We start from the raw sequence: 23975 nt of genomic DNA on the forward strand, positions 1-23975 counted from the left end.
TATAGAGATACTTATTATTTCTATAAGGGTTTTAAACATTAATATTGGAATATTGCGCAATAATCATTAAACCTACAGTAATAAAACCAATTCCCACCCATCCTGCCACATCAATATTCTGCCCAAGAAAAACCTTTGCTAGAAAGGCCGTCGCCAATACCCCCACCCCGGACCACAATACATATAAAATTCCCGCCTGCATATATTTCAAAGCAATAGCAGCACATGCAAAAGACACAATATATAAAATCAGCGCAATCGCCTGAGCAGTTTTATTAACTAATCCATTGCCTTTAGCAGAATAAAATGTTGAGAGCACATCTGTCGCAATAGCAAATATTAACCACCAAGCACCGGGATTTATTTTTGAAATTAAGCCTAACATTCTTATTCTTCATTTATTAAAAGGTATTTATAAAAAAGCTGAACCTGAGTTCAGCCTTTATATTTAAAACGATTTAAGCACCAGTTTGATAACTTGCTTGCGGTACAGCTGTTGAAGCTTGATACGGGTTGGTAAAATCTTGCAAACCTGCCGCAGCTTCTTGTACGTCTTTGCCTTCTTTTACGACAAAGCTATCAAAACCAGAACGCTTTAAGTAGTTTAGAACATCCTTAAACACATCACCTGTTGCACGTAGTTCACCTTGGAAACCTTGGCGACGTAATAGCGCAGCGAATGAATAACCACGACCATCACCAAAGCCTGCGAACTCAATGAAGATTGCATCAAGTTGATTTAATGGAAATGTATGGTCTTCAGGTGAATCATTTACAGTTACATACAAAGCTTTTTTGCCTTGAACGTTAGCTAACTGATCTAGTTGAGCTGTTGTTATCACAACATCACCTTGAGGAACCACACCATCTTCAGCAATGATTTGATAAGTATTGTCTGCAATCGTGCCATCTTTATAAAGCACAGGTAGAGCTGTATTAAGCATATGCACGCTCCTTAAATGGTTGAATTCCTACACGGCGATATGTATCTACAAAACGCTCACCTTCAGTACGTAAATCAAGATAAGTATTTAATACTTCTTCAATAACGTCTGGCACAGCATCTGCTGCAAATGATGGGCCTAAGATGTCACCGATCGATGCATCATGGTCTGAATTACCACCTAATGTAATTTGGTAGAACTCAGCACCTTTTTTATCTACACCTAAAATACCGATGTTACCTACGTGGTGGTGACCACAAGCATTCATACAACCAGAAATATTTAGATCTAAATGACCAAGATCATAAACTTTGTCTAAGTCATCAAAACGACGTGTAATCGCTTCAGCAATAGGAATTGATTTCGCATTTGCAAGTGAACAGAAATCACCGCCCGGGCAACTAATAATATCGGTAATGAAACCAATATGTGCACGTGCCATATTTTGTTGTTCAAGCGCTTGCCATACATCGAACAAATCTTTTTGAGGTACATCTGCCAAAGCAATGTTTTGTTCGTGAGTGGTACGAAGTTCACCGAATGTATATTTATCTGCAAGATCTGCAATAAAGTTCATTTCTTCAGTGGTCATATCGCCCGGTGCGATACCTGCACGTTTTAGAGAAATCGTAACAATACGATAGCCTTTCACTTTATGCGCATGCGTGTTGATATTGAACCATTGCTTGAATTTTGGATGCTCAGCAAATAAAGCTGTAAAGTCTTCATCTGCTAAATCTTGATAATCAAATGGAGTGAACTCTTCATCCAGTTTTTTCAAGATTTCTGGCTGAATTTTCAATGCTTCACGTGTATGTTCAAATTCAGCTTCAACTTTCTGAGCAAATACTTCAGGTGTTAATGCTTTAACTAGAATTTTAATACGCGCTTTGTATTTATTGTCACGACGGCCATGCAAGTTATAAACACGTAGAACCGCTTCTAAATAAGCAATTAAATCTTCACGTGGTAAAAACTCACGAATAACGCTACCAATGATTGGGGTACGGCCTAAACCACCACCAGCCATAATTTTATAGCCGATTTCACCCGCTTCATTACGCACGATGTAAACACCAATATCGTGGAATGCAGTTGCTGCACGGTCTTTTTCTTCAAGCGCAGAAACTGCGATTTTGAACTTACGTGGCAAGAATGCAAATTCTGGGTGGAATGTACTCCACTGACGAATCAATTCACATGTTGGACGTGGGTCTGCAATTTCACCAGCAACCACACCTGCATATTGGTCAGTTGTTGTGTTACGGATACAGTTACCACTCGTTTGAATGGCATGCATTTGTACAGTTGCGAGTTCTGCCAAAATATCTGGCACATCTTCAAGTGCAGGCCAGTTTAACTGGATATTTTGACGTGTAGATACGTGTGCATAACCACGGTCATACTTTGTTGAAACTTCAGCAACTTTACGTAATTGTTTAGAATTCATTAAGCCATACGGCACGGCAATACGCAGCATAGGCGCATAACGTTGCACATATAAACCATTTTGCAAACGTAATGGACGATATTCATCTTCAGAAAGTTTGCCAGCTAAATAGCGTTCAGTCTGATCACGGAACTGAGCAACTCGTTCATTAACCAGCTGCTGGTCGAAATCGGTATATAAATACATGGCGTATGGCTAGTAGATTCATTATTAAGGCGGATAGCATAGCGAGCTTTTATTCATCAATAAAATGCTTTTTTTGCATATTTAATAACGATTTTATTGATAAGCTTATATAAATCGACATAAAAAAAGCCCAGATCAATCTGGGCTTTTTTTATAGCAAAAGTTTATTTGTTATCTGGCAATGCATAAGCTACTAAATAGTCGCCCATTTTTGTACCAAATGAACCATGACCACCGGCCATGATCACAACATATTGCTTACCGTTGATTTCATAAGTCATTGGTGTTGCTTGTCCACCTGCTGGTAAACGTGCTTCCCAAAGTTTCTTACCATTCGTAACGTTAAAGGCACGGATGTAGTTATCTTGAGTTGCACCAACAAACATGACATTACCTGCGGTAGAGATTGAACCACCTAAACCAGGAACACCAATTTTCACAGCTGGTAATTGGAACAGTTTTGGCAAGCTATCACGGATAGTACCAATACGTTTTTTCCATACAACCTGATGCGTTTTCAAATCTACGCCAGCAACATAACCCCAAGCTGGTTGTTTACAAGGTAAACCAAGCGGAGATAAGAATGCGCTGATTTCGACACCATAAGGTACACCATACATTGGTTGTACACCCTGCTCAGTTCCTGCACCTTTTGCAGTTTCTGCACGGTTTGGATCAGCAGGAATTAAACGGCTTACGAATGGCAGACCAATCGGGTTCATTACAGCAACTTGACGGTCAGGGTTAACCGACATGCCACCCCATTCAAATACACCTAAGTTACCAGGGAAAACTAAAGTACCGTTTTCAGATGGTGGCGTATAAATACCATCGTAATTTAGGCGTTTGAAAGATACACGACACATGAGCTGATCAAGCATTGTGGCACCCCACATGTCTTTATCAGTCAATTTGTCTTGTGGCGCCAAGTTCAAGTCAGAGAATGGCTGAGTTTTTGAATAATGCTCGCCTTTGGTTTGTGGTCCGCGTTTCACTGTTTGTGGAACTGGTTTTTCAGTTACAGGAACAATTGGCTGACCATTACGACGGTCAAGAACAAAGGCATTACCTGTTTTAGTCAATACATAGATTGCTGGAACAGTTTTACCTGTTTTGTCTTTAATATCTGCCAAAGATGGTTGAGATGGTACGTCCATATCCCACAAATCGTGATGAGTGGTCTGGAAGTTCCATATTAATTTACCAGTTGAAGCATTAATCGCTAACATTGAGTTTGCATAACGTTCTTTCAACTCAGTACGGTCACCACCCCAGATATCTGGAGTACCTACACCTGTTGGAACATAAACGATATCAAGTTTGGCATCATATGCTAAAGGTGCCCAAGCATTTGGCGAGTTATGAACAAAGGTCGTACCTTCACCTGGCATTGCATTTGGATCTGCTGCACCTGTGTCGAATGCCCAAAGAAGCTTACCAGTGTTAACATCGTAGCCACGAATTACACCAGATGGCTCTTTACTTGAATAGTTGTCTGTTACAGAACCTGCAATTACGACAGTTGAACCTGTCACAACACCAGGAGATGTTGGGTTATAACCACCTGGATAAGCATATGGCATGAATTTTTGTAAATTCACTTCACCATTTTCACCAAAGTCAGTACATGCTTTACCAGTGTCAGCATTCACAGCAACTAAACGTCCATCGTTGACTGGTACAAATACCTTACGTGGACATTGTGTAGAGCTAGATTTCTTGCTTTGAAGACTCGTTGCAAACTCAGTTGTATTGTTTGCATCGTAGTACATTACACCACGACAAGTTAAATGCTGGAACGATTTATCCGTTTTAAGCTTCGGATCAAAACGCCATTTTTCTTTACCAGTCGCTGGATCAATCGCAATTAACTGTTGATGAGCCGTACAGATAAACATGTTATTACCAATTTTAATTGGCGTAACCTGATTGGTTGTTTCACCCGAATCATTATCTGTTTTGAAATCACCAGTACGTAATGTCCAAGCCACTTTCAAATCTTTGACGTTTTGGTCATTAATCTGTTTGAGTGGAGAATAGCGCTCACCGGCTTGAGTACGACCATAAGCTGGCCAATCACTCTCTGCTACACCTGGAACGGCTTGAGCAGTTTCTGGTTGAGGTGTTTTGATCTCACCATTAATTTCTTGCGGATCGTTGAAGATAGAATAAACCATCAACACAATTGCAATTGCTAAAGTTGAAGATAAGGCAACTTTACTTGATCCAAGGTTGTTGATTCCACGAGTCACAGCCGGAACCAATAACCATAAACCAAGAATACCTAAAATATCTAAACGTGGTGCAAGCGCCCAAAAGTCTGTTCCAACTTCCCAGACACTCCAGATAATGGTACCTAGCATTAATGCGGCATAAATCCACAAAGCAGTTGAAGCGCGCTTGTAGAGTTGCCATGTAACAATGAGAAGCAAGACTCCAGCTACAATGTAGTAAATTGAACCGCCTAGTGTAGCGAGCCAAATACCTCCAATTAGCAGGAATAACGCCAATAACCCAATAATGATTACGGTAAAAGTCGTTAAACCTGATCTTGAAGAAGGTTGATTCATAAACCACCTCTTATCAATCATCATTTTTATCGGAAAGATGTGCCAAAAACCTTATAGAGAAATGGCATCACCAATACATCTAAAACAAAATTCAGGCATAAAGAAAAAAACGGAAGGTCTGGATACTTCAATCAATGATTTAGCCCTCGACAATCCGTTTTTCGGAATAATTACTTAGAATACGGTTGAGAATTTAATACCGCCTACCCAAGTGTTATCACCATTTTTTAATGCACCAACATGACGAACATATTGCACATTTGGACGAATAGTTAGCCAGTTAGTGGCATGAATACCGTAGTAAAGCTCGGTATTGTATTCAGTGTCATATTCTTTGGCTTGAATATCACTCCAGTCATCATTGATATGAATGCGAGCAACGCCAAGTGCCAACTCATCTTGAGGACGTTGATTGAGCAAACCTTTATAGACCAAGCCTACATTTTGCATGTTGTCGACTTTGTTGGTATCTGAGTCATGGAAAGTCAGGTTAACAAAACCTGTTAAACCACGATCAGTTTGATCAGCTGGCTGGAATAATTTTTGTTTTGCAGTTACCCAAACACCTTGCTTATGAGATGTTTGGGTTGGATTGGTAATTTCCTCTGCATCAGCAGTGCTGTAGTAATAACCTAGACGGTATTCACCAGCCATGCTTTGCGCACCCAATTTAGGTGACCAAACTACTTCTGCCGGAATAATTGCACCGTGAGAACCATCTGTGCTTAGGTTAAAACCTTTGCCTCGTTCCAAGTTCTCTGGGTTATATTCATATACACCCACTTGCGTATATAAATCGGGTTGCAAGTTATATTTAACACGCATTGCCCATTGGCTCACTGGCCAGTTATACCATTGGTCACCAACCCAGTTACCCACTTGTGAACCACAAAGCGCCAAGTTCTGGAAATCACAGTCAAAACTATTAAAGTCTTCACCTTCACCAAAACGACCGACTTTAACGTCTAACTTCTGATCAAGGAATTTTTTCTTAATCCACAAGTCTGTTAAACGCCAAGTTTGCTCACGCCCCCACACTTCTTGTGCAGAACTAATGTGTCCAGCTAAAGCTGGAGAATGTTCAGAAAGCGATTGCCCATCACGATAAGTTAATGTGATTTGAGCTTCTGTATCTTGCCACCCTAAAATTTTACCTAGGTCCAAATGCGAACCTAAAGCGAGTTGCCCTGTATAAGCACTACCATGCGAAGATGTATTCTTTGAATCTAAAATACCGGCATATTCACCGGTATATCCAAAAGAAAAATCATAACCTTGTGCTTGCAACGCTGTGCGTTGCCCGTTCCAATCACCCAACATCCAAGAACTATTTGGGTCAAATGCAGCAGCAGCTTGTGCATGCTGAACAAAAAGAGTAATTGATAAAACGGATAAACAGGAAACCATCAAAGATTTATGCGTTTTCATGTTTACGTACCTTTTATGTCTTTGTTTATAAAGGTTACGCTAATTTTATGTAAAGAAATTATTCAAAATGTTAATCAATTGATTAATCAGATAATAATCTTAATACACACTGTATAAGAAATAGCCCCAAGACATTACCACTGTCCCTCGCCAAGCTTTTGACCTACAAAGGAATATCGCATTTGTGAACGTGAAAACTTTATTGGGCATGCAATCTGCGGTTCTGTATCAGCCGTATTATTTTGCAAAGGAACATTCACAATCCATCCACGTTGTTGTGCTAACGGCGTGTTTAAAGCCTCACTCAAACTCAATACTGGCTCTACACAAACATCGAGATTTGCAAAAATTTCATGCCATTCTTTAAATGTTTTGGCTTTAATTTTTTCTTGAATAGCTTGCTTAACTTCTTTCCGATCTTCGGCATCTAATGAAGCGCCTTTTTGCAACAGCACGGGTAAATCTAATGCGGCAGACAACCCAGCCATAAATTGTGGCTCAAGACTACCAATAGAAAGATAACGACCATCTTGAGTCATATAATAGTCATAGAAAATACCGCCATTGAGCATACCCTGCTCTGGTGCCTGTTCAACTTGTGCTGCAAGTGTAGCTGAGGCGGCCATGCTATTTAGACTCGCCACACAATCGGTCATGGAAATATCAATATATTGTCCCATACCACTACGACTGCGTTCGACAACCGCAGCCAAAATCGCAATAACTGCATGTAATGATCCGCCTGCAATATCGGCAACCTGAATGCCAAGCGGTGGTGGACCACTATCTTGTCGGCCACTATATCCAGCAATACCCGCTAAAGCTAAATAATTAATGTCATGTCCAGCCCGATCTTTATAGTTTCCAGTTTGCCCATAACCTGTAATTGAGCAATAAATTAAACGTGGGTTAATTTCTGCAAGCGTTGCATAGTCCAATCCTAAACGGCGCATAACATCTGGCCGAAACTGTTCTATGACAATATCAAACTCGGAAATCTTAGCTTTAATCAGATCAATACTTGCAGCATCTTTTAAGTCGAGAACAATCGACTGTTTATTTCGATTTAGATAACTATGTGCAGTCGCCTGCCCATTTGCATAGGGCGGCATAATCCGAATGAGATCTGGACGTGACGGAGATTCGATATGGATGACTTCTGCTCCCATATCTGCTAAGTACATTGTGGCAAAAGGTCCAGGTAAGAGCGTCGAGAAATCGAGAACTTTAAGTCCGTTTAATGCTGTCGTCATCGTATTTTTAACCACTATTATTCGAATTTTCTTTTATATTAGTTAAGCAAATATTCTAAAACAATGTCATGTTCAGCCATTTACCTTGATCATTTCGGCAATTTAACATGTAAAAAGTGCTTTTACTCTGTTGTAAATCGCCAATTTATTTTTTTAGACGGTCATTTAGGTCAATTTAAAGTGAACATCAAAGAGACTGAAGGATTCAATATGAGTCGCGATACGATTAGCATCCACTTCGTGAATGCGGCTTTGACAGGCGTAAAACGCCTTGGCATGGATGTCGAGACGTTACTTTCACATGTGGGTATCGAAGCGGAACTATTACGTCAACCTAAAGCTCGAATCTCACCAGAACAATATACCCGTTTTATAAAAATGCTATGGATGGTCACCCAAGACGAACACGTCGGTTTTGATGTACAACCGCGTCGTTTGGGCACTTTTGCCATTATGTGTCAGTTGATTATTCATGCAAAAACTTTGGGACAAGCTCTCGAACTTTCATCTCAATTTTACAAGTTATTTGGTGATGAATGGTCGGTAACACTAGAGCGTGACAAACACGAAGCGCGTTTGGTTCCTCTCATTCCAAAAACATTAGATCCAGATCATTTCATTACTGAAAGTATGCTCATGATTTGGCATGGTCTGGCATCATGGTTGATTGAACGTCGTTTACCTTTAGAGCGTGTTCATTTTAGCTATCCACGTCCTGCTCATGCAGATGAATACGATGCATTATTCTTTGCACCAGTCATGCAGTTTGATGCACCTCGCACCGAAATAACTTTTGCAGCTGATTATCTGGACTTACCAATCCGCCAAGATGAAAAAACGCTAGAAGAGTTCCTAAAAGCAGCCCCTGCTCAGCTTTTAGTAAAATTCAAAAACACCAACTCGTTGACTTCTCGTATTCGTGACGTACTTAAGAGCCAAATTGGTGAAGAAATGCCAACGCTTAATGATGTTGCATCTATGCTGTATTTATCTCCACAAACCTTACGCCGCCGCTTGGCTGCTGAAGGTAAAAGCTACCAAGGCGTAAAAGACGCTTTACGTCGAGATGCTGCTATTCACTTGTTACTCAACCCTGAGTTAACACTTGAAGATGTTGCTCAACAGGTTGGCTTTAGTGAAACCAGTACCTTCCATCGTGCATTTAAAAAATGGACGGGTGTAACGCCTGGTTTATATCGTCAGCTACACGGTTATCACTAATTCTTAAATCTCTTTAGTTTCACATTTAGCCCAAGTTCAACTTGGGCTTTTTTGTATTTCTATTGGCAAAAATCATCACCTGACTGGTGCGCTTATCGTCATTGCACTCGCTCTTAAAACCAGTACACTCAAAACACAAATAAATTTTAAGCAATAAAAAAGGAACTGTTATGAGCGAGGCTTATATTATTGATGCCATTCGCACACCACGCGGAAAAGGAAAAAAAGACGGCTCTCTTTACGAAGTAAAACCAATCACATTACTCACCACTCTATTAAATGAATTACAGCAACGCCATCAGCTTGATACATCAAAAGTGGACGACATTGTTCTGGGCTGCGTAACGCCAATTGGAGATCAAGGTGGGGACATTGCCAAAACCTCAGCAATTGCTGCAGGCTGGAATGATGATGTTGCTGGTGTACAAATTAACCGCTTTTGTGCATCAGGTTTAGAAGCAGTCAACATGGCAGCCATGAAAGTCCGCTCTGGTTGGGAAGATTTGGTCGTTGCTGGCGGTGTTGAATCAATGTCGCGCATTCCAATGGGTTCTGATGGCGGACCATGGGCTTTAGACCCAGAAACAAATCTTAAGTCATCATTTGTTCCGCAAGGTATTGGGGCTGACCTTATTGCAACTTTAGATGGCTATAACCGTGAAGATGTCGATAACTTTGCAGTGAAGTCACAACAAAAAGCAGCGGCAGCTCAAGCAAATGGTTATTTTGACCAATCAGTTGTGCCAGTCAAAGATCATTCAGGTGTGATAATTTTAGAAAAAGATGAATTTATTAAAGGCCATACCACACTAGAAGGTCTTTCAAAGCTCAACCCAAGTTTTGAAATGATGGGGCAAATGGGCTTTGATGCAGTCGCTTTACAAAAATATCCAGAAGCACAAAAAATCAATCATGTTCATCACGCAGGTAACTCATCAGGTATTGTCGATGGAGCAGCTGTAGTTTTATTAGCTTCAGAAAAAGCAGTAAAAGAACAAAATTTAAAACCACGCGCTAAAGTTTTGGCGACTGCATTAGTCGGTACTGACCCAACCATTATGCTGACTGGCCCTGCTCCTGCTGCACGTAAAGCTTTAGAAAAAGCTGGCCTTACGATTGATGATATTGACTTATTTGAAGTCAACGAAGCATTCGCAGCAGTTGTTATGCGTTTTATTAATGAACTTAATGTACCTGCTGAAAAAGTCAATGTAAATGGTGGTGCAATTGCTTTAGGCCATCCATTAGGAGCAACAGGTGCTATGATTTTGGGCACACTACTTGATGAGCTTGAACGACAAGATAAAAAGCGTGGTCTAGCGACGCTCTGTGTTGGCGGTGGTATGGGTATTGCCACCATTATTGAACGCGTATAAAAATTAGGGATATAAAAAATGAGTGCAATTCAATACGAAAAAAATGCCGACAATATTGTCATTTTAACGCTTGATTCAACAGGTCAATCTGCGAACACCATGAATGCCGAGTTTCGTGACTCGCTCGATGAAGTCACTCAGAAACTTAAAGCAGAAACAGAACTTTCAGGTGTTATTTTCCGCTCAGCTAAGAAAACTTTCTTTGCAGGCGGTGACCTAGATGAGCTAATTCAAGTTCAACCTGAACATGCGACTGACTTTTTTAATATGGTTGAAAAGCTAAAAGGTCATTTACGTACAATTGAAACGCTAGGCATTCCAGTCGTTGCAGCATTAAATGGCACGGCACTGGGCGGAGGATGGGAAATTGCATTAAGTTGCCATCACCGTATTGCAATCAATGACCCGAAAAGCAAATTTGGCCTACCAGAAGTTACTTTAGGTTTATTACCGGGCGGCGGCGGTATTGTGCGTATGGTACGTCTGCTTGGGCTTCAAAATGCATTTCCATTTTTAATGGAAGGCAAACAGTTCGGTGTAGATAAAGCCAAATCTTTAGGTCTAATTCATGATACTGCTGAAAATGAACAAGAGCTTTTAGATAAAGCAATTGCTTGGATAAAGGCAAATCCGAAATCTCAACAACCTTTTGATGTGAAAGGTTATAAAATTCCGGGTGGTGATCCAAAAACTCCAGCAGTTGCACAAGTTCTTGCAATTGCACCAGCCATGTTAAAAGACAAAACTAAAGGCTGTTACCCTGCTCCTGAAGCGATTATGGCTGCCGCAGTTGAAGGCGCTCAAGTTGATGTAGATACTGCTTTACGTATTGAGTCTCGCTACTTTACTCAACTTACAACAGGCCAAATTTCTAAAAATATGATCGGTACTTTCTGGCATGGTCTAAATGCAATTAAGTCTGGTGCTAGTCGTCCTGCTGACGTTGCAAAATGGCAAGCCACTAAAGTGGGTGTGTTGGGTGCAGGCATGATGGGTGCAGGTATTGCATATTCAACAGCCATTAAAGGCATTCCTGTTGTACTTAAAGATGTATCTGTTGAAAATGCTGAGAAAGGCAAAGCTTATTCACAAAAGCTCTTAGATAAACGTGTTTCACAAGGCCGCATGACGGCAGAAAAACGTGATCAAGTTTTATCTCTGATTACAGCAACAGCTGCTGCTGAAGACTTACAAGACTGTGATTTAATTATTGAAGCTGTATTTGAAAATCAAGTACTCAAAGCCAAAGTCACTCAAGAAGCTGAACAATATTTAGCACCTAATGGCGTAATGGCATCGAATACATCGACCCTGCCGATCACAGGCTTAGCTCAAGCAAGTAAAGATGATAAAGCTTTTATCGGTCTACATTTCTTCAGTCCTGTCGACAAAATGCAGTTGGTTGAGATTATTAAAGGTAAAAACACCTCTGCAGAGACACTTGCCAAAGCCTATGACTTTGTACAGCAAATTGGAAAAACGCCAATTGTTGTCAATGACAGCCGTGGCTTCTTTACCAGTCGTGTGTTTGGTACTTTTATTCAAGAAGGTATGCGCTTACTTGCAGAAGGCGTCCATCCAGCGCGTATTGAAATGGCAGCACTGAAAGCTGGCATGCCGGTAGGACCACTTGCGATTCAAGATGAAGTGTCTTTAACTTTAACCGAGCATGTTGCAAGTGAAACGCGTAAGGCACTACAAGCTGAAGGCAAAGAGTTACCGAAAACACCGGTAGATGAAGTGATTCATACCATGATTCATGAATTAAACCGTAAAGGTAAAGCTGCTGGCGCAGGTTTTTATGATTATCCTGAAAATGGTAAAAAGCACCTATGGGAAGGCTTAAACCGTTGGCAAAAAGATCATGATATCTCCGAGCAAGATATGATTGACCGTATTTTGTTTGTACAAGCCTTAGATACCCTACGTTGTTACGAAGAAGGGGTATTAGAGTCAGTGATTGATGCCAATGTCGGTTCTATTTTTGGAATTGGTTATGCCCCGTGGACGGGAGGAGCGATTCAATTCTTAAATCAATATGGTATTGATAAAGCAAAAAAACGTGCCGAAGAGTTGGCTGCCAAATATGGTGAGCGCTTCACGCCCCCAACATTGCTAAAAACTAAAGCCGAGCAGAAGCAAAATATTCAATAAGTTAGAGCTCTTGAATATTTAAGAATTGCATAAACCTTACCCATATAAATATATTTTATTTATATGGGTTTTTCTTTATGTCCTTTAAGATTTCAGCCTTATACCTAAATATGCTATAAATAGACTTCATTTCTGTGCTTCTACAGCACATTCGAGATATCCTTATGTCCGATAAAAATTCTTCCGAATCAGCAATTTTAGGCTGGAAATTTGTTCTAATCGTCGGTGTTTTAAGTGCGATCTTCCTTGGCTTTTTCTATTTAGCAATGAGTAATGAGCCTGACTATATGCCAGGAGCACAGCGCAAAGCTCAACAGCATGAAATGCAGCAAAAAGCTGAGAAATCACCAGATCAGCAAACTCAGCATGACAATATGCCTGAAATGGACATGCAAGAACATCAGCATTCACATCAGTAATCAGATATTTTTCAAATGACAGATTTTTCTCGCAATGCACTGGTTGTAGAAGGTGGAGGCATGCGTGGTGCCTTTACCAGTGGTGTACTTGATGCTTTTCTACAACAACGGTTCAACCCTTTTGATTTATATGTGGGCGTATCTTCTGGTTCGACCAATGTAGCTAACTACCTGGCAGGCCAACAGGGTCGCACCTTAACCTTCTATATTGATCATTCACTACGTCCTGAATTTATCGATTACAAACGCTTCTTTAAAGGTGGCGATTTACTTGATTTAAAATGGATGTGGGAAATTGGCGAGCAAGAACATCCTCTCGATCAACAGAGCCTTTTTGCCAAAAATCCAGATTTTTATATGGTATTGACGCATGCTAAAACTGGTCATGCTGAGTATCTTCGTGCTGGTAAAGATAATTTGCTAAATGCACTGCGTGCTTCTAGCTCAATTCCGGTTTTAACTCGTCATCCCGTCGATATTATGGGTGAACCCTACGTTGATGGCGGCGTTGCAGATGCTCTACCCGTTCGCTGGGCGGCTCAGCAAAGTGGTGTCAAAAAGCTATTAGTTTTACGTACTCGTCCGAAGAACTATTTTAAAGCCAGTAGCCGAGGCGACCAATTCCTTGCGAAATATGCTTTTAAACACCATTATGGTTTTGCAAATAGTTTGCGTAACCGCTGTGCCCGTTATAATGCTTCAGTTGAATTTGTTCGTAGCAGTAACCCAGAACAGCAAATTTTAGAGGTATGTCCACCGCCTCTTAAAAATATGGCAGGGCGTTTAACGACAAATCCGAAAAAGCTTCGTTACAGTTATGAAGTTGGTTTGGAAACAGGCTTACAAGCCATCGAAAACTGGAATGCGATGAAGTAGTTCAAAGGTGAGATTTCTAAAAAGGAATCTCAACTTAACGCTAAAGTCATATCAATATGTGGAATACCACAGTCTTAGTACACTTCACCCTGCACTTTGAAACCTAAAGCTTCGTAAAAAGCCGTCACATAGGTTTGCGCGGAAAGCTTTAAATAAGGCAATTTATGTTGGCGCGCATATTCAATAATATGATGCATTAGAATTTTACCTATACCCTGCTTTCGATAAAGCATTAAAACAGCAACACGCCCTACGCTATGCTGTGGCAACAAACGTGCTGTAGCGATAGGCTGCTCTTTGTCATACACCATAAAGTGCATAGCGGTGCTGTCAAAATCATCCCATTCATCTTCGGGTGCAATGCCTTGCTCTTGAATAAAGACTTGTTCACGGATGTATTTTGCATCTTCCTCAAACTGCGTCCAACTACCCGCTATAACTTTATACATCCACTCACCTTCCTAGCATTTGCAGCCAATATTTTCGATCGGCAACTGGTCTTGTAATAACAATTCCAACGTTTGTTTTTTAATACCATACATTTCTTTCAATGCTTGGATTTGAGCCATAATCTTGGCATCAGGTTGAGAAACATTTTTGCGTTTTGTCGCCAAAATCATTTTATTTTTGCTGGTATGTTCAAGCGATACAAACTCAAAAACTTTGGTTTCATAACCATATGCTTTTAAAAGTAACGCACGCAAAGTATCGGTCAACATCTCAGCTTGTTGCCCCGCATGAATACCAAACTGTAGCATCGGTTGTAGAACTTCAGGACTATGCAGTTGTGGACGTAATTCTTTGTGACAGCACGGCGCGCACATAATCATTGAAGCGTTTAAACGAATTCCGGTATGAATGGCAAAATCAGTCGCAATATCACACGCATGCAAAGCAATCATAACGTCCAGTTTTTCTGGCTGATAACTACGAACATCGCCTTCAAAAAAGTCCAAATGATTAAAATGCACTTTGTCTGCCACATTCTGGCAGAACTCCACCAAGTTACGGCGCAACTCTACACCCGTAATTAAAGGAATCTTTTGCTGTTCTTGTAAATAATCATACAAAGCAAAAGTTAAATAACCTTTTCCTGAACCAAAATCGACAATGCGTAACTCTTTTTGCTCTGCATCAATCTGCTCATACGCACTCGCAAAAATTTCGATAAATTTATTAATCTGCTTCCATTTACGAGCCATACTTGGAATGATTTGAGCTTTCTCATCGGTAATGCCAAGTTCTTTTAAAAATGCACTACTCTGGTGTACATAACGCTGTTTCTCACGATCATGCGCTTGTACAGTTGGAGCTGTATTCGTACTTTGTTTTTTACCAATATTAAGCATGGCTTTTTTCTTATTTTTTTTAAGCTGAATTTCTTGAAGAGTTGAAAATAAATTTGCTTGTTTACATTGAACAATCAACGTTGCAATCTGTTCCAAACCCTCTTCAAAGGTATAGTTTTTGGTCACATCTTGAGTAGTATAATGATATAAAGCTGAAAGCTGCTTTTTCCCATTTAACTCTACAATGCGGAAAGTGATTTTTTCTAGCTGTGCCAACTCTCCTTTATATTGGCTCAAAATCAAACGCTCAAAACTCTGCTCATCAAGCATTTGTTTGATTTCATGAAAGAATTGCTGTTCTTGCTCAAAGGAGAAAACCGACACAGATATACCTAAAGAATGGTGACTCATATAAACTGAAAGTTTAAAGGGTATAGGATTAAAAATAAAATAACTTTACGACTGTTTTGTATTTCTATACATTTGTATTTTTAATCAAAAAATAAACTTATGAGCAAATCGGTGTTAGAAACTTACGATCCTAAAGAAGAACTTTTTAATGCCTACAGTCATGGTGCTGGCGTTGTTATGGCCGTGGTTGCCTCTATCCTTTTAATTATGAAAGGATCTTATCTTTCCACCGGGCAGTGGATCGGTTTATGGGTATACTCATTTAGTCTGATTCTCGTTTTTACCAGCTCGACTCTGTATCATTTTGCACAGACCCAAAACTTACGTTACTGGTATAAGAAACTCGACCACACCGCTATTTATTATTTAATTGCCGGTACATATACCCCATTCTTAAGCATTGCGATACCTACACAAAAAGCCCATGTTTTACTTATTGCACTCTGGAGCATTGCTGCAATTGGTACACTTTTCAAGTTAGTTTTTATTCACCGTTTTCAGAAAATTTCATTACTTGCTTATGTTCTTATGGGGTGGCTTGCCGTTTTTGTAATGGATGATATGCGTACCTATTTAAGTAAAGATGCTTTGATGTTATTGATTACTGGAGGTTTAGCTTACACTGTTGGAGCATTGTTTTACGCGTTAAAAAAGGTAAGATATACCCATGCGATATGGCATATTTTTGTGCTTTTAGGTGCAGGTGCACACTTTCTTGCAATCTATTGGTACGTTGTTTAATCCATTTTTCACTCATATTCAGTGATCCTGAAAGAGTCATGGATGATGTTCTTTCACACTATTCTTTTGAGAAAAATATGCCTTTAAAGAGAATAGTAAACTAAAAATAAATTTTAACTTATATAAGGACTTATATGGAGTCAACCTCTGCGACAGCTGCTCCTGTAGTAGCCACCAATTCGAAAACACGAGTTTTATTTGCAAGCTTAGTCGGTACAACCATTGAGTTCTTCGACTTTTACATCTATGCAACTGCTGCCGTGATTATTTTTCCTCACCTATTTTTCCCTGCCAGCAGTGGCAGTGCTGCCGTTTTACAATCACTCGCAACATTCGCAATTGCCTTTATTGCCCGCCCTATTGGTGCAGCACTATTTGGTCACTTAGGGGATCGAATTGGCCGTAAAGCAACACTAGTGGCAGCTTTACTGACTATGGGTATATCAACGGTATGTATTGGCTTACTTCCGACTTATGCTCAAATCGGGATTGTGGCTCCATTATTATTAGCAACCTGCCGTCTAGGACAAGGCTTAGGTCTAGGGGGTGAATGGAGTGGCGCTGTACTACTTGCAACCGAAAATGCACCAGAAGGTAAGCGTGCATGGTATGGCATGTTCCCACAGCTTGGCGCGCCTATTGGTTTTATTTTAGCAACGGGATCATTCTTACTTTTAAGTGCGGCTATTCCTGAACAAGCATTCATGCAATGGGGCTGGCGTATTCCATTTATTGCGAGTGCAATTTTGGTCATTGTGGGTTTATATATCCGTTTAAAACTCCATGAAACTCCAGCTTTCCAAAAAGTTTTAGATAAACAAAAAGAAGTTAATATTCCATTTAAAGAAGTCGTTACCAAACACACAGGTAAACTTATTCTTGGCACGATTGCCGCAATCTGTACCTTCGTTGTGTTTTATCTGACTACAGTGTTTGCACTTAACTGGGGAACGACGAAACTGGGTTATGCGCGTGGTGAGTTTTTAGAACTTCAACTTTTTGCGACACTTTGTTTTGCAGCTTTCATTCCTTTATCTGCTATTTTTGCAGAAAAATTTGGACGTAAAGCAACATCAGTTGGCGTATGTATCGCTGCTGCGATCTTCGGATTATTCTTCTCTAGCATGTTAGAGTCTGGAAATACGCTCATCGTCTTTCTTTTCTTATGTACTGGCCTATCAATTATGGGTTTGACCTATGGCCCGATTGGTACAGTTCTTTCAGAGATTTTCCCAACTTCAGTTCGTTATACAGGTTCAGCATTAACCTTTAACTTAGCTGGTATTTTTGGTGCATCGTTTGCCCCACTCATTGCTACAAAACTTGCTGAAACTTATGGTTTATATGCAGTTGGTTATTATCTGACAGCGGCATCACTTTTATCATTAGTCGCATTTTTATTAATACGTGAAACAAAGAACGTAGATGTGAATAATCAGATTTAACTTTTTTCAAACATCCTCATATAAAAAAAGCCGGTTCAAAATTGACCGGCTTTTTTTATATATGAAAATTAATTCATTGAAGCAGGGTTTGCTGGCGCAACACTGTTTGTTGGTGCTGGAGCCGTTACATTACTTGCTGCTACAGCTGCTGCACCCGCAACTGCTGCTTCACCAATTAAAGCAATTTTTGCTTTTTCTTGGCTTTTTGCAGATAAAGCTGGGTTAGTTGCCACAATACGATTAATGTTTGCAGAGTTTGCTGGAGCAATCGCAGCAGTTTGTAAAATGATTGGGCGATTACCTGTATTACCCAATGTATAACGAATACCTGTACGAGGGCTAATTACCGTCGTATTCTCTTGTTTCACTACAGCCTGAGCCGAAGTTGGGCCTTTTGCGGCAAGAACCTTATCAACCGTTGTGGTTTGAGGGGCTGAAGCTGTTTCTGCTGCGAAAACAAAACTTGGTACAGCAAGAACAGTTAAAAATAAAGGTTGTAATACTTTTTTCATTGTCTTTCCAACATACACTCTGGATGAGAAGTAAATAGCATTTAATACTTAAAACTGCAAACATTATTCACAGGCTTACTACAAACATAAAAAAAGCAGAACAATTGTTCTGCTTTTTTTATCAAGCAAATTAAATTTTGCCGTGACACTGCTTATATTTTAAACCAGAACCACATGGACATGGTGCATTACGGCTTTCTGGTACTGGGAACATTTGTTGTTCATCAGCCGACTCATTGAGAGCTTCTTGAGAGGCAGTCACTGCACCTGTTAAGCCATCCACATCATCATGTTCAAAAGAAAGCTTCATCGACTCAGCTTGCTGCTGCTGTTGAGCTTCCATTTCTGCAAGTTCTTCTGGTGTTGGAATATGTACACGAGACAAATCAGTCACAACATCAGTTTTAATGACGCCTAACATGTTCACAAACAAGTTAAATGCTTCTTTTTTGTATTCCTGTTCTGGGTTCTTTTGCGCATAGCCACGTAAGTGGATACCTTGACGCAAATAATCCATTGCAGCTAAATGATCTTTCCAGTGGCGATCAAGAGAATTTAGAACGAAATGACGCTCAAGCATTGCTGCTGACTCATCACCCATTTGCGCACGGCGTTGACGATAACGCTCAAGCACTTCGTCACTAATACGCTCAACCAGACCTTCTTCATCAAGACGACGATCTTGTTCTAACCATTCTTGAACTGGAAGCTCAATACCTAAATCAATACGTAAAGCATTTTCTAAACCTTCAATATCCCATTGGTCATGAATTGACTCAGGTGGAATAAAGTTGGCAATCATGGCTTGCATAACTTCACGGTGCATTTCTTCGACGTAATCTTGTAAAGTATTTTCAGCTAACACTTCATCACGTTGTGAATAAATGATCTTACGTTGTTCATTATTCACGTCATCGTATTTCAACAAGTTCTTACGAATATCGAAGTTACGTGCTTCAACTTTACGCTGAGCATTTTCGATAGAACGACTTACCATTTTGTGTTCAATCGCTTCATTTTCTTGTAAGCCCATTGCACGCATCATGGCAACGACACGGTCACCTGCGAAAATACGCATGAGGTCATCTTCAAGAGATAAATAGAAACGAGAAACACCAGGGTCACCTTGACGGCCCGCACGACCACGTAACTGGTTGTCAATACGGCGTGATTCATGGCGTTCAGAACCAATAATGTGCAAACCACCTGCTTGCAATACATCTTCGTGGTCTTGTTCCCACTGTGCTTTCAGACGTGCTTCATCTTCTGCTGTCGGGTTTTCAAGTTTGGCAAGTTTCGCTTTCCAGTTACCACCCAAGATAATATCTGTACCACGACCAGCCATGTTGGTTGCAATTGTTACTGCATTCGGGCTACCTGCCTGAGCAATAATGTCCGCTTCACGTTCATGTTGTTTAGCGTTCAACACTTCATGGTGAATACCAGCTTGCATCAACTTAGAAGATAGAATTTCACTGGCTTCAATGGTTGCCGTACCAATTAGAATCGGTGCAACACCTTGTTCGCGAATATTCATAATTTCTTGAATAATCGCATTATATTTGCCATTACGGTTTAAATAGATTAAATCGTTTTGGTCGTTACGAATCATTGGACGGTGAGTTGGAATAATGACAACATCAAGACCGTAAATTTCTTTCATTTCCGCAGCTTCAGTATCAGCAGTACCTGTCATACCTGAAAGCTTTTTATAAAGACGGAAATAGTTCTGGAATGTAGTCGTTGCTAAAGTCTGGTTTTCAGGCTGAATTTCCAAACCTTCTTTTGCTTCAACTGCTTGGTGCAAACCTTCTGACCAACGACGACCCGGCATTGTACGACCAGTGTGCTCATCAACAATGATCACTTCACCATCATGAATAATATAGTGAACATCACGTTGGAATAGGAAGTGCGCACGAATAGCAGCAGACACATGGTGAACAAGGTTTAAGTTTGTTGCTGAATATAAGCTTTCACCTTCAGCCAACAAGCCCATTTGAATGAGTTCTTGTTCTACAGTTTCATAACCGATTTCAGTCATTTCAACTGAACGCTGCTTTTCATCAATCCAGAAATGTCCACCGTCGGCAACTTTTTCTTCTTTTTGCGGGTGTAATTTTGGTGGAATCGTATTGATTGCAGTATAGAGGTGTGAAGAGTCTTCACTTTGACCAGAAATAATTAATGGGGTACGCGCCTCATCAATTAAGATTGAGTCAACTTCATCGATAATGGCATAGTGCAAACCACGTTGTTTCTTTTCTGCTAAAGAAAACACCATGTTGTCACGTAAGTAGTCAAAACCAAATTCGTTGTTGGTACCATAGGTAATGTCAGCAAGGTAAGCCGCTGCTTTTTCTGACGGCTCTTGCATTGAATAAATTGTACCAATGCTTAAACCTAGAAATTCAAATAATGGACGGTTTAACTCAGCATCACGTTGTGCCAAGTAATCGTTCACAGTAATCACATGAACACCTTGACCACTTAATGCGTTTAAGTAACACGCCAAAGTACCCATAAGGGTTTTACCTTCACCGGTACGCATTTCGGCAATTTTGCCTTCGTGTAGAGTAATACCACCAATCAATTGCACATCATAGTGACGCATGCCCATTACACGTTTTGCTGCCTCACGACAAACTGCAAACGCTTCAGGGAGTAACTTATCTAAACTTTCGCCATTGTTATAACGTTGTTTGAATTCTGGAGTTTTTGCAGATAAGTCTGCATCGCTTAAAGCTGATATCGTCGGCTCGAGCGCATTGATTTGCTCAACAATTTTGCGCATGCGTTTGAGTTCACGCTCATTTTTTGTACCGAAGATACCTCCGATCAGACTTGCCAACATGGATAAACTCTCTAAATCTTGCTTGGTCAAATGAATAAATTTTTTCTCAGTCGTTTATTATGGTGCCAGAAATTTGAAGTACAAGGGTTTTGCACAAAACCCATAAAAAAAATCTGATAGTTAGACAAACGGTTTCAACCTTTCTCTAAGGCCGCTGAATATGTCCGGCACCTAAAAACTCAATATTAACGCTCATCTATTGAACACAACTTCCGAGAAATCTAATTTAGCAAATTTATCTTAAAGTTACATTGATTCAGTTCTTAAATTAGTGAGTTTTAGTCATATATATTTACACTTATATAAAAAATTCATAATAAAATAAAAAAACAATAATTTTAATAATAAATAAATTGCGTCATATTCATTTCAACACATAACAAATTTTAAGCAACTGAGGAAAGATCATGACATTACGATTAGGAGACACTGCCCCTGATTTTCAACAAGAATCAAGTGAAGGTACAATTCATTTTTATGATTTTTTAGGCGATAGTTGGGGCATTTTATTTTCACATCCCGCTGACTATACACCTGTATGTACAACAGAGTTAGGTTATACAGCAAAATTAAAAGACGAATTTGAAAAACGTAATGTCAAAGCGATTGCCCTATCTGTAGATGACGTTGAATCGCATAAAGGCTGGATTAACGACATTAACGAAACTCAAAATACTACGGTTAATTTTCCAATTATTGCTGACAAAGACCGTAAAGTCTCTGAACTTTACGATTTCATTCATCCAAATGCGAGTGAAACACTTACAGTTCGTTCTTTAATCATTATTGATCCAAACAAGAAAGTTCGTTTAATTATTACCTACCCTGCTTCAACTGGTCGTAACTTCAACGAAGTCTTACGTGTCGTGGATTCATTACAATTAACAGATAAGCATAAAGTGGCTACGCCTGCGAACTGGAAACAAGGTGAAGATGTTGTGATTGTTCCTTCTTTAAAAGATGAAGAAGAAATTAAACAGCGCTTCCCTAAAGGCTATACCGCAGTAAAACCTTATTTGCGCCTCACGCCACAGCCTGAAAGCAATAAAACCGACTAAAGGTTTTATTGCTTGCAAGACAAGCGAAGTGCTTAGGCAAGCATCTGAAAGGTTCTCTGCAAGATAAGCGAACCGCGTAACCAATAATAAAAAAGCATAAAGAAAACTAGCCCAAACATAGAAACACCTGAAAGCAATAAAACCGACTAAAGGTTTTATTGCTTGCAAGACAAGCGAACCGCGTAGGCAAACATCTGAAAGGTTCTCTGCAAGACAAGCGAACCGCGTAACCAATATTTAAAAAAAGCATAAAGAAAACTAGCTCAAACATAGAAGCAAATGTTTCCATCTCTAAGCCATCTCACCCGATGGCTTTTTTTCATTATTGAATACACATGGTTTTTACTGTCGAGATCAGTTATAACTTCCAAGGAGTTTGTTCAAAAAACAACAATCATGATCCATAAAATTCATCATTTAAAATGCGGCAGTATGTGTCCTGTCTGCGCGCCTTTATTTGGACAGAAAGGCTGGAAAGCTGAAGTGGTATGCCATTGTCTTTTAGTAGAGACGGACCGTGGGCTTGTACTCATTGATACAGGATTTGGTCTGCAAGACTATTTACACATGCAACAACGCCTTGGCTCTTTAGTCAAACGTTTGGGGAAAATTGAGACGAATCTTGAATTCAGTGCAATCCAGCAAATACAAAAACTAGGTTTTCATCCTAAAGATGTACAGCACATCTTTGTGACTCACCTCGACTTTGACCATGCAGGTGGCATTTCTGACTTTCCTCATGCCACAGTTCATGTCTTAGCCACTGAATATAATGCTGCACAATTACCTAATTTTAAAGGTAAACTTCGCTATAGAACCAATCAATATAATCAGCATCGATACTGGAATTTCGTTGAATATCAGCAAGGTGAAAAATGGTTTAATCTTGAAAAAGTAAAAGGTTTTCGGTTATTCCAAGATGAAATTTTAATGGTGCCATTATTAGGCCATTCCGCTGGACATTGTGGTATTGCCATCAAACAACAAAATCAGTGGCTGTTGTTCTGCGGAGATGCTTACTACTCACATCTAGAGTTAAATCCTGAAAATAAATTAAGATCGCTAACCCTTCTGGAAAAAACGTTTGCAGAAGATAATGAAAAGCGTCTTATTAACCTTAAAAAACTACAGTATTTGGCTCAACATGAGCCAACAATTGAAATTATTTGCGCGCATGATCCCCATGAGCTTCGACGGTATCAAACATGAAAAAATTCTCACTCATCGCCCTAGTTCTGTGTTTAAACCTACAGGGATGTATGCAACATGAAAGCATTGCACATGAGCATAGACCCAAAGATTGGGGAACTTTAGTTTCCGAAGCACATAACTTTTACCAAGTGAGCAATGATGTTTTTCGTAGCGAACAACCAAATGCTGCAATGATTCCCGAATTAAAACGTCATGAAATCGGAACTATTATTAATTTAAGAGCTAAAGATTCAGATGAATTAGTATTTAAAAATGAGAATTTTAATCTTGTTCACGTTCCTATCGACACGTGGGCAATTAACAGACAAGACCTGTTAGAAGTCATGCAGCAAATTAAAATTGCTAAGCAAAATAACCAACGTGTTTTATTACATTGTTACCATGGTTCAGACCGTACTGGTGCCAGCGTTGCGATGTATCGAATTATTTTTGAACACTGGGCAATTGATGATGCAGTTAAAGAAATGAAGGAAGGCGGATATGGTTATCATATTATTTGGAAAAATATTGACCGTTTATTCACCCCTGAAAATGTAAAATGGATTCAACAACAATTGTCGAATCCATCTTAACTAG

20 protein-coding genes are annotated in these 23975 nt (G+C 39.8%); 10 read left to right on the top strand and 10 right to left on the bottom strand.

Translation table 11 applies throughout. The features are described 5' to 3' along the window. Nucleotides 1-31 precede the first annotated feature (31 nt). The 6 genes from AC1PJ9_RS08585 to AC1PJ9_RS08610 form a co-directional block, all read right to left on the bottom strand. On the bottom strand, nucleotides 32-385 hold the full coding sequence (locus AC1PJ9_RS08585; RefSeq protein ID WP_311086586.1) for a DMT family transporter: 354 nt from the start codon (nucleotides 383-385) through the stop codon (nucleotides 32-34). Between the two features lie 73 nt (nucleotides 386-458). Further along, nucleotides 459-944 (bottom strand): DUF934 domain-containing protein, encoded by a 486-nt coding sequence (locus AC1PJ9_RS08590; RefSeq protein ID WP_311086585.1) that lies wholly within the window; start codon nucleotides 942-944, stop codon nucleotides 459-461. Continuing rightward, nucleotides 937-2580, bottom strand: coding sequence for a nitrite/sulfite reductase (locus AC1PJ9_RS08595; protein ID WP_100191803.1), 1644 nt, complete (start codon nucleotides 2578-2580; stop codon nucleotides 937-939). Before AC1PJ9_RS08595 ends, AC1PJ9_RS08590 begins: the two co-directional genes overlap by 8 nt. Nucleotides 2581-2744: 164 nt before the next feature. After that, nucleotides 2745-5150: a glucose/quinate/shikimate family membrane-bound PQQ-dependent dehydrogenase gene (locus AC1PJ9_RS08600; protein WP_263614541.1), complete on the bottom strand. Its 2406-nt coding sequence runs from the start codon at nucleotides 5148-5150 to the stop codon at nucleotides 2745-2747. 174 nt (nucleotides 5151-5324) lie between these two features. Next, nucleotides 5325-6557: a carbohydrate porin gene (locus AC1PJ9_RS08605; protein ID WP_311086614.1), complete on the bottom strand. Its 1233-nt coding sequence runs from the start codon at nucleotides 6555-6557 to the stop codon at nucleotides 5325-5327. Nucleotides 6558-6712: 155 nt separating this feature from the next. Further along, the gene (locus AC1PJ9_RS08610; protein WP_311086584.1) at nucleotides 6713-7831 is read right to left on the bottom strand and encodes a CaiB/BaiF CoA transferase family protein; all 1119 of its coding nucleotides are present in this window, start codon (nucleotides 7829-7831) and stop codon (nucleotides 6713-6715) included. Between the two features lie 210 nt (nucleotides 7832-8041). Between AC1PJ9_RS08610 and AC1PJ9_RS08615 the strand changes: the two genes are divergently transcribed. The 5 genes from AC1PJ9_RS08615 to AC1PJ9_RS08635 all read left to right on the top strand — a co-directional run bounded on the left by AC1PJ9_RS08615 (nucleotide 8042) and on the right by AC1PJ9_RS08635 (nucleotide 13877). After that, entirely contained in the window at nucleotides 8042-9052 is a 1011-nt protein-coding gene (locus AC1PJ9_RS08615) for an AraC family transcriptional regulator (RefSeq protein WP_002051267.1), read from the top strand. 170 nt (nucleotides 9053-9222) lie between these two features. After that, nucleotides 9223-10428 (top strand): acetyl-CoA C-acetyltransferase, encoded by a 1206-nt coding sequence (locus AC1PJ9_RS08620; RefSeq protein ID WP_199999298.1) that lies wholly within the window; start codon nucleotides 9223-9225, stop codon nucleotides 10426-10428. Between the two features lie 18 nt (nucleotides 10429-10446). Next, nucleotides 10447-12582: a 3-hydroxyacyl-CoA dehydrogenase NAD-binding domain-containing protein gene (locus AC1PJ9_RS08625; protein WP_311086583.1), complete on the top strand. Its 2136-nt coding sequence runs from the start codon at nucleotides 10447-10449 to the stop codon at nucleotides 12580-12582. A gap of 164 nt (nucleotides 12583-12746) precedes the next feature. Next, the gene (locus AC1PJ9_RS08630) at nucleotides 12747-13001 is read left to right on the top strand and encodes a hypothetical protein (protein WP_311086582.1); all 255 of its coding nucleotides are present in this window, start codon (nucleotides 12747-12749) and stop codon (nucleotides 12999-13001) included. A 15-nt stretch (nucleotides 13002-13016) separates the two neighbouring features. After that, entirely contained in the window at nucleotides 13017-13877 is an 861-nt protein-coding gene (locus AC1PJ9_RS08635; protein WP_311086581.1) for a patatin-like phospholipase family protein, read from the top strand. Between the two features lie 74 nt (nucleotides 13878-13951). Here the strand turns inward: AC1PJ9_RS08635 and AC1PJ9_RS08640 are convergent, their stop codons facing one another. Both AC1PJ9_RS08640 and AC1PJ9_RS08645 read right to left on the bottom strand, forming a co-directional pair. Next, nucleotides 13952-14326: a GNAT family N-acetyltransferase gene (locus AC1PJ9_RS08640; RefSeq protein WP_311086580.1), complete on the bottom strand. Its 375-nt coding sequence runs from the start codon at nucleotides 14324-14326 to the stop codon at nucleotides 13952-13954. Nucleotides 14327-14338: 12 nt separating this feature from the next. Further along, entirely contained in the window at nucleotides 14339-15550 is a 1212-nt protein-coding gene (locus AC1PJ9_RS08645) for a class I SAM-dependent methyltransferase (RefSeq protein ID WP_311086579.1), read from the bottom strand. 126 nt (nucleotides 15551-15676) lie between these two features. Between AC1PJ9_RS08645 and trhA the strand changes: the two genes are divergently transcribed. Both trhA and AC1PJ9_RS08655 read left to right on the top strand, forming a co-directional pair. Further along, complete coding sequence (gene trhA / locus AC1PJ9_RS08650) at nucleotides 15677-16318, top strand: PAQR family membrane homeostasis protein TrhA (protein ID WP_263614548.1); 642 nt, start codon at nucleotides 15677-15679, stop codon at nucleotides 16316-16318. A 134-nt stretch (nucleotides 16319-16452) separates the two neighbouring features. Continuing rightward, nucleotides 16453-17763: an MFS transporter gene (locus AC1PJ9_RS08655; RefSeq protein WP_311069864.1), complete on the top strand. Its 1311-nt coding sequence runs from the start codon at nucleotides 16453-16455 to the stop codon at nucleotides 17761-17763. Between the two features lie 68 nt (nucleotides 17764-17831). Here the strand turns inward: AC1PJ9_RS08655 and AC1PJ9_RS08660 are convergent, their stop codons facing one another. After that, nucleotides 17832-18275: a hypothetical protein gene (locus AC1PJ9_RS08660; RefSeq protein WP_039246416.1), complete on the bottom strand. Its 444-nt coding sequence runs from the start codon at nucleotides 18273-18275 to the stop codon at nucleotides 17832-17834. A 130-nt stretch (nucleotides 18276-18405) separates the two neighbouring features. Continuing rightward, a complete protein-coding gene (gene secA / locus AC1PJ9_RS08665) occupies nucleotides 18406-21129 on the bottom strand; it encodes a preprotein translocase subunit SecA (RefSeq protein WP_311086578.1) in 2724 nt (907 codons plus the stop codon). A gap of 407 nt (nucleotides 21130-21536) precedes the next feature. Between secA and AC1PJ9_RS08670 the strand changes: the two genes are divergently transcribed. From AC1PJ9_RS08670 to AC1PJ9_RS08680, 3 genes are all read left to right on the top strand, one after another. Beyond that, nucleotides 21537-22187 carry a peroxiredoxin gene (locus AC1PJ9_RS08670; protein ID WP_311086577.1) on the top strand — a complete coding sequence of 217 codons (651 nt, stop codon included), beginning with the start codon at nucleotides 21537-21539 and terminating at the stop codon, nucleotides 22185-22187. A gap of 396 nt (nucleotides 22188-22583) precedes the next feature. Further along, entirely contained in the window at nucleotides 22584-23396 is an 813-nt protein-coding gene (locus AC1PJ9_RS08675) for an MBL fold metallo-hydrolase (RefSeq protein ID WP_311086576.1), read from the top strand. Beyond that, nucleotides 23393-23971, top strand: a complete 579-nt coding sequence (locus tag AC1PJ9_RS08680) for a dual specificity protein phosphatase family protein (protein ID WP_311086575.1) — start codon at nucleotides 23393-23395, stop codon at nucleotides 23969-23971. The genes AC1PJ9_RS08675 and AC1PJ9_RS08680 overlap by 4 nt, the downstream gene beginning before the upstream one ends. Nucleotides 23972-23975 lie beyond the last annotated feature (4 nt).

It is taken from the genome of Acinetobacter sp. 70_2 (assembly GCF_056736115.1).

Excerpts from the sequence above, each read along its gene's own strand:
- AC1PJ9_RS08640 (WP_311086580.1), bottom strand. The coding sequence starts at position 14,326 with ATGTATAAAGTTATAGCGGGTAGTTGGACGCAGTTTGAGGAAGATGCA.
- AC1PJ9_RS08670 (WP_311086577.1), top strand. The coding sequence starts at position 21,537 with ATGACATTACGATTAGGAGACACTGCCCCTGATTTTCAACAAGAATCA.
- AC1PJ9_RS08605 (WP_311086614.1), bottom strand. The coding sequence starts at position 6,557 with ATGGTTTCCTGTTTATCCGTTTTATCAATTACTCTTTTTGTTCAGCAT.
- AC1PJ9_RS08660 (WP_039246416.1), bottom strand. The coding sequence starts at position 18,275 with ATGAAAAAAGTATTACAACCTTTATTTTTAACTGTTCTTGCTGTACCA.
- AC1PJ9_RS08680 (WP_311086575.1), top strand. The coding sequence starts at position 23,393 with ATGAAAAAATTCTCACTCATCGCCCTAGTTCTGTGTTTAAACCTACAG.
- AC1PJ9_RS08600 (WP_263614541.1), bottom strand. The coding sequence starts at position 5,150 with ATGAATCAACCTTCTTCAAGATCAGGTTTAACGACTTTTACCGTAATC.
- AC1PJ9_RS08620 (WP_199999298.1), top strand. The coding sequence starts at position 9,223 with ATGAGCGAGGCTTATATTATTGATGCCATTCGCACACCACGCGGAAAA.
- AC1PJ9_RS08630 (WP_311086582.1), top strand. The coding sequence starts at position 12,747 with ATGTCCGATAAAAATTCTTCCGAATCAGCAATTTTAGGCTGGAAATTT.
- AC1PJ9_RS08595 (WP_100191803.1), bottom strand. The coding sequence starts at position 2,580 with ATGTATTTATATACCGATTTCGACCAGCAGCTGGTTAATGAACGAGTT.
- AC1PJ9_RS08675 (WP_311086576.1), top strand. The coding sequence starts at position 22,584 with ATGATCCATAAAATTCATCATTTAAAATGCGGCAGTATGTGTCCTGTC.
- AC1PJ9_RS08610 (WP_311086584.1), bottom strand. The coding sequence starts at position 7,831 with ATGACGACAGCATTAAACGGACTTAAAGTTCTCGATTTCTCGACGCTC.
- AC1PJ9_RS08585 (WP_311086586.1), bottom strand. The coding sequence starts at position 385 with ATGTTAGGCTTAATTTCAAAAATAAATCCCGGTGCTTGGTGGTTAATA.
- secA (WP_311086578.1), bottom strand. The coding sequence starts at position 21,129 with ATGTTGGCAAGTCTGATCGGAGGTATCTTCGGTACAAAAAATGAGCGT.
- AC1PJ9_RS08590 (WP_311086585.1), bottom strand. The coding sequence starts at position 944 with ATGCTTAATACAGCTCTACCTGTGCTTTATAAAGATGGCACGATTGCA.
- trhA (WP_263614548.1), top strand. The coding sequence starts at position 15,677 with ATGAGCAAATCGGTGTTAGAAACTTACGATCCTAAAGAAGAACTTTTT.
- AC1PJ9_RS08655 (WP_311069864.1), top strand. The coding sequence starts at position 16,453 with ATGGAGTCAACCTCTGCGACAGCTGCTCCTGTAGTAGCCACCAATTCG.
- AC1PJ9_RS08625 (WP_311086583.1), top strand. The coding sequence starts at position 10,447 with ATGAGTGCAATTCAATACGAAAAAAATGCCGACAATATTGTCATTTTA.
- AC1PJ9_RS08635 (WP_311086581.1), top strand. The coding sequence starts at position 13,017 with ATGACAGATTTTTCTCGCAATGCACTGGTTGTAGAAGGTGGAGGCATG.
- AC1PJ9_RS08615 (WP_002051267.1), top strand. The coding sequence starts at position 8,042 with ATGAGTCGCGATACGATTAGCATCCACTTCGTGAATGCGGCTTTGACA.